Annotated in this window: 3 protein-coding genes and 1 pseudogene; 2 read left to right on the forward strand and 2 right to left on the reverse strand. The window is 73.3% G+C overall.

Annotation, left to right across the window (positions count from 1 at the left end; genetic code table 11):
• Nucleotides 1-133: 133 nt before the first annotated feature.
• Together L1885_RS21695 and L1885_RS21700 are read right to left on the reverse strand one after the other, a co-directional pair.
• Nucleotides 134-1,537 (reverse strand): M1 family metallopeptidase, encoded by a 1,404-nt coding sequence (locus L1885_RS21695; protein ID WP_235798839.1) that lies wholly within the window; start codon nt 1,535-1,537, stop codon nt 134-136.
• A gap of 215 nt (nt 1,538-1,752) precedes the next feature.
• On the reverse strand, nt 1,753-2,745 hold the full coding sequence (locus tag L1885_RS21700) for a LacI family DNA-binding transcriptional regulator (RefSeq protein ID WP_308117372.1): 993 nt from the start codon (nt 2,743-2,745) through the stop codon (nt 1,753-1,755).
• A 200-nt stretch (nt 2,746-2,945) separates the two neighbouring features.
• Between L1885_RS21700 and L1885_RS21705 the strand changes: the two genes are divergently transcribed.
• Both L1885_RS21705 and L1885_RS21710 read left to right on the forward strand, forming a co-directional pair.
• Nucleotides 2,946-4,277, forward strand: coding sequence for an MFS transporter (locus L1885_RS21705; RefSeq protein ID WP_235798841.1), 1,332 nt, complete (start codon nt 2,946-2,948; stop codon nt 4,275-4,277).
• 106 nt (nt 4,278-4,383) lie between these two features.
• A pseudogene (locus L1885_RS21710) lies at nt 4,384-6,086 on the forward strand (glycosyl hydrolase); the annotation flags it as partial.

Below are 6,086 nucleotides of genomic sequence, written 5' to 3' on the forward strand. Positions count from 1 at the left end.
GTGCGCGAGGCGGGGCGCGTGGGACGCCCGCGGCGCCCGTGCGGTGCTCACCGGGCGCCGCCCGGTACCGCGCCGGAACGCGGCCCTGCGAGGGAGCGCGCCCCGCCGCGAGGTGGCTCGGCGCCTATCCGGGTTACGGGAGCGCCGGCCTGCCCGGCATCTCCAGCCAGGTGCGGAAGAGGTCCCCCAGGTCCTGGTGGGAGACCTTCTCCGCCAGGGCCTCGAACTGCTCCGTCGTCCCGTTGCCGTAGCGGTGCGCCGCCGTCCAGGCGGGCAGGAGCTTGAAGAACGCCTTGTCGCCGATGCGTTCGCGCAGGGCCTCCAGCGTCATCGCGCCGCGGGTGTAGACGGCGTCGCCGAACATGGTGTCCCGCTGCGGGTCGTCGACCTTGCTGCCCCAGAAGCCGCTGGTGGCCGGGCGCGCGTTGTACGCGCTCACGAAGTCCTCGCGCGTCGTGTGCGTGCCCCGGTGCTCGTCCCACAGCCACTGGGCGTAGGTGGCGAAGCCCTCGTTCAGCCAGACGTTCTTCCACTGGGCGACCGAGACGTCGTCGCCGAACCACTGGTGGGCCAGCTCGTGGACGATGGTCGACTCGCTGCGCACGGCCGAGTAGGCGGGCTTCGACTGCACCTCGAGGGAGAAGCCGGCCTGGGGCATGTCGTCGACGATGGCGCCCGTCTCCTCGAACGGGTACGGGCCGAAGAGCTTGCTCCAGTAGTCCGTGGCCTCGGCGGTCACCTGGTAGACGTCGACCGACCCCTTCGGCAGGACCGGGTCGGTGGCCACGTAGATGGGCGTGCCGGCGGGCGTGCGGCCCTGCCGCACGTCGAACGTGCCGATGGTGGCCGTCGCGAGGTAGGTCGCCATCGGCTTGGACTCGCGCCAGTGGAAGTGCGCGCGGCCGTTCTTCGTGCCGGAGTCGACGAGGCGGCCGTTGGAGACACCCGTCAGGCCCTTGGGCGCGTCGATGCGGATGTCGTACGTCGCCTTGTCGCTCGGGTGGTCGCTGGAGGGGAACCAGGAGGAGGCCGCGTTCGGTTCACAGGCCACGAAGACGCCGTCCGCGGTCTTCATCCACCCGTACTGCGATCCGAACACGATCGGCCCGCTCAGGGCCTGCGGTATGCCGTGGTAGGCGAGGCCGACCTTGAAGGTGTGGTGCTTCTTCAGCGGCTTGGCGGGGGTGATGACGACCTCGTCGGCCGTTCTGGTGAAGTGCGCCGGGCGGCCGTCCACCCGCACGGAGTCGACGGTCAGTTGCTGCAGGTCCAGGTCGAACGAGCTGAGGTTCTGGGTCGCCTCGGCGGTGAGGGTGGTGGTCCCGTCGAGGACGTCGCTGTCCGGGTTGTAGGACACCCCCAGGTCGTAGTGGAGCGCGTCGAATCCACCGTTGCCGAGGTCCGGGAAGTACGGGTCGCCGATGCCGGGGGCGCCGGGCGAGGCCCCGGGGGCGGCGGCGATGGCGAACGCGGAGGCGACGGCGGTCGCCAGGGCGAGCCAGCGGGACGTACGACGAGCCGAACGTGACAGAGCCATGACAGCCTTTCGTGTGCACGGTGTCGGTGATCGAACGTGCACACTCTGCTCCATCCGGCGCCCGCCCACATCGCACGATCCGGAATTTCTTCGAACTCAGCCAGATTGTTCGGTGGTTGCGGCGCAAACCGCCCTTGCCGGCCGGCCCGCGGCGCACCCGACGTCCGCGGCGCGGCCCGGCCTGCGCGGGTGCGGCCCCCGTCCCGCCCGCTCCGTCAGCGCGGCGCGGGCCCCGTCGTCCTGCGGACCACCAGGCTCGGCGAGACCGACACCGTGACCGCGCGCCCGCGCCCCTCGATCCGCTCCAGCAGCAGCCGCGCGGCCGTCGCCCCCATCAGGCCCCCGGCCTGGTCGACGCTCGTCAGCTGCACGGGCGACATCGCCGCGACCGCCGTGTTGTTGTAGCCGGCGAGGGAGACGTCCTCCGGGATGCGCAGGCCGAGTTCGCGCGCCGCGCGGAAGACCCCCATCGCGGCCACGTCCGCCCCCGCGAAGACGGCCGTCGGCCGCGGCGTCGCCGCCAGCAGTTCCATGCCCGCGCGGTAGCCGCCCTCCTCGGAGTACGCCGTCGTCGCGACGCGCGCGTACGGGGCCAGGCCGTGCCCGGTCATCGCCTCCAGGTAGCCCCGTCGCTGCACCCGCTCGGGCGTGCCCGTCCAGCCCGAGCCCTCGTTGCCGTGGGCCGACGTCAGGGCTATGCGGCGGTGGCCGAGACCGACCAGGTGGCCGACGACCAGCGCGGCGCCCTCGGCGTCCGCGTCCACCACCGAGTCGTGCGCGTCGGAGGTGTCGTGGTGCCCGATCACGACGGTCGGCACCGTGGCGGCGGCGCCCACCACCTCGTGGCGGTCGAAGCCGGGCCCGATGAGGATCAGGCCGTCCATCTGGCGGTCCACCATGGCCCGCGCGAGCCTGCGCTGGTCCTCGGCGCCGAAGCCGGCCGCCCCGAGCAGCATCTGGTAGTCCGTGCCGCGCAGGCGCTCGGTGACCCCGTCGAGGATGTCGGCGAAGAACGCGTTGCGCAGATTGTCCAGCAGGACGCCGATCGTGTACGTCCTCCCGCGCATGCCGCGCGCCGCCGCGTGCGGGCGGTAGTCGAGCGCGTCCATCGACTCGCGGACGCGCTCGCGCATCGCGTCGCTCACGCCGTAGGCGTTCCGGAGCACCTTCGAGACGGCCGACGTGGATACGCCCGCATGCCGTGCCACATCGGTGATCGTCACTCGGCGCCCGCCGCCGACCGGGTGCATTGGCCCGCCTCCGCTTTCCGGCCGCCCGCAATCGGGTACAGCCCTGCTTTCTGGCAACGTTCCACAACCTTACGCACGTGTCTTGACGTCGAACGGGCGAGCGGCCCTACGGTGGCCTCCCCTTGGTTGGAGAACGTTCTACGACGAGGAGCCGCAGCATGGGACAGCCGGTACCCGGCGGCCGCACAGCCGGGAGCTCCGCCGAGGACGTGGCGGTCGAGGGCGGCGTCCAGGAGGGCGGCATCAGCCGCCAGCAGTGGAAGTGGTCCGCGCTCGCCGGCATGGCGTCCTACCTCGACGCGGGGTCGATCGTGGCGATCGGCTCCGGTCTCGCCCTGTTCCAGGAGCGCCTCCACCTCGCCGACTCGGGCCTGACGGGCATCGGGGCGCTCGCCGCCATAGGGCCGAACGCGATCGGCGCCGCCGTCGGCTCGTTCATCGGCGGGCGGCTCGGCGACAAGCTCGGGCGCAAGCGGATCTACCAGTACGACCTGCTCGTGTACGCGGCGGCCGTGCTGCTCATCGCCCTGTCGGTGAACGCCTGGATGCTCTTCCTCGGGACGTTCGTGGTGGGCGTCGCGGTGGGCGCCGACGTGCCGACCTCCCTGGCGCTCGTCGGCGAGTTCTCCCCCGTCAGGGCGCGCGGCAAGCTGCTGGGGCTGACGCAGGTCGCCTGGAACATCGGCCCGATGATCGTGCTGCTCCTCGCCCTCGCGCTCTCGCACCTGAACCTGCTGGGCATCCGCATCGTCTTCCTCCACCTGGTCGGCGTCGCGATCGTCACGTGGGCGATGCGCCGGGGGATGACCGAGTCCGCGATGTGGAAGGCGGCGGCCGAGCGCGGCGCCGCGAGCAGGGCGCGGGTGGGGGCGCTGTTTCGCGGCGCCCAGTTCAAGGCCCTGAGCTGGACCGGCAGTTTCTACGTCTTCCAGGGCCTGGCGGCGGGCACCGCGGGGCTGTTCACCCCGTACATGGTCAAGAACCTCGGCGCGGGCGACCAGACGGTCTCGGTCGCCCTGTCCTGCGCGGGGTTCGGCATCGGCATCGTCGCGACCGTCTTCGTCTACATGCCGCTCAGCGACCGCAACCACCACACCCGCAAGCAGCTGTGGGCGACGGGCGCGATCATGCAGATCGCCGCGTACGCGCTGTTCCTGATCTTCCCGTTCACCGTGCCGACGATCCTGCTGAACACGTTCCTGTTCGGGGTCGGCGCGTCGCTCGCGGGCGACGCCTTCTACAAGACCGTCAGCCAGGAGCTGTTCCCGACGATGCTGCGGGGCACGGCGCAGGGCTTCACCTTCGGCGTGGCGCGGGCGTGCCTCGGCGTGTGGAGCTACTACGTGCCGCATCTGGCGAGCGCCGGCATCACGACGGTCGCGGGGCTGCTGTGCGGCTTCCTGGTCGTCAGCGGCTGCGTCGGGTTCTTCTTCATGCCCGACACGGTGGGCAAGCCGCTCGACAGCATCCAGCTGGAACGGGCCGGCTGACGCCCACTCACGGCGGCCGGCGCCTGCCCGGCCGCCGTCCGGCGGCTGCCCGCCCGGCGGCCGCCACCCGCACCGCGCACCGCCTGCACGACGGAAAGGCCCGCCCGTGAGCGACGTCCCGGCCGCGCCCGGCCCCGCGGCCCGGCTCCTGGCCCGTTTCACCGACCCGGCGCCGCGGTACGGACCGCTGCCGCTGTGGTGGTGGAGCGGGGCACCGGTGACCCGGGAGCGGCTGCGCGCCCAGATGGAGCTGCTGATCGGGCAGGAGGTGACCCAGGCGGTCGTCATCTGCCTGGCGCCGACCGGACCGATGTTCGGCTCGCTGGCCGACGACCCGCCGTACCTGAGCCCGGAGTGGCTGACGCTCCTCGACGGCGCGTGCGCCGACGCGGCGGAGCTCGGCTTCACGCTGTGGATGTACGACCAGATCGGTTTCTCCGGCGCCAACTTCCAGGGCCTGCTGACGGCCCGCGACCCCGAGTTCGCAGGACTCGGCCTGTACCGCACCACCGCGAGCACCGACGGGGGGCCCGCGGTGGTGCGTCCGCCCGCCGGGCACACCGTGCTGGGCGCGTACGCCGTACCCCACGGCGGCGCGCCCCGCGCGCGGCCGGTGCCCGTCCCCGTGGACGCCGGCGGGGCGGCGCGCTGGGACGGGCCCCCGGCGCGCCTCACCCTCGTGCACAGCGGCGTCAGCGGCTTCGACTACTTCGGCACGAAGGCCTGTGCCGCCCTCCTCGACCAGGTGCACGGCACGCTGGAACGGGCCGTCGGCAAGTGGTTCGGCCGGTCCATCGGCGGCTTCTTCCAGGACGAGCTGCCCGCCCTGCCGACCTGGGGCCGGGACTTCGCGGCCGGCTTCGCCGCCGCGTACGGCTACGACCTGGTGCCCCGGCTGTCCGCGCTGTGGGAGGACGGCGACGACGACGCGGCCCGCGTGCGGCGCGACTACCAGGAGCACCGCGCCCGGCTCGGGCAGCGGGCGTTCTTCGGCCCGCAGCGCGCCTACTTCGAGCGGCACGGCCTGATCTGCGGCTTCGACCAGCCCTCGCCCGCCCGCGAGGGCGACCCCGTCGGCGGGGTGAAGGTGTACGGCGACTACCACGCCACGCACCGCGGCTACGGCGCGCCGGGCAGCGACCACTGGGGCGACGCGAAGGTGCACAGCTCGATGGCGCACGCGAACGGCGAGCCGCGCACCTGGATCGAGGCGTTCCACTCCTCCGGCTGGGGCGGCACGCTGGAGGAGACCTACGACTGGCTCTCGCCGTTCCTGCGGCGGGGCGCGAACCTCTACGACCCGCACGCGGTCTACTACGCGACGCCGGGCGGCTGGTGGGAGTGGGCGCCGCCGTCCACCTGCTGGCGGCAGCCCTACTGGCCCGCCTACCACGTGTTCGCGCGGGCGGTGGCGCGGCTGTGCTCGGTCCTCACCGCGGGCCGCCACGTGTGCGACACCGTGCTGCTGTCCCCCACCACCACGGCGCAGTCCTACCTCACCCTCGACGGGCCCCTGCCGCCCGCCCGCGAGGCGGCGGCGCTCTACCACCGGCTCAACGGCGTGGGGACGTGGTTCGCCGAGCGGCCGGGCGTGCTGGAGGACGCGGGGCTCGACCACGACGTGCTGGACGAGAGCACGCTGGCCCGCGCCCGGGCCGGACGGGACGCGCACGGGGCGGCGCTGACGCTCGGCGCCGAGACGTACCGGACGGTGGTGCTGCCCGGCCCCCGGGCCCTGCACGCGTCCGCCGCGGCCGTCCTCGCGCGCTTCGCGCGGGCGGGCGGCCGGGTGGTGTGCGTGGGGCGGGC

Source organism: Streptomyces fuscigenes, from assembly GCF_021556455.1.
Lineage (GTDB): Bacteria > Actinomycetota > Actinomycetes > Streptomycetales > Streptomycetaceae > Streptomyces > Streptomyces fuscigenes.

Coding starts and splice junctions, on each gene's coding strand:
- L1885_RS21695 (WP_235798839.1), bottom strand. CDS start 1,537: ATGGCTCTGTCACGTTCGGCTCGTCGTACGTCCCGCTGGCTCGCCCTG.
- L1885_RS21705 (WP_235798841.1), top strand. CDS start 2,946: ATGGGACAGCCGGTACCCGGCGGCCGCACAGCCGGGAGCTCCGCCGAG.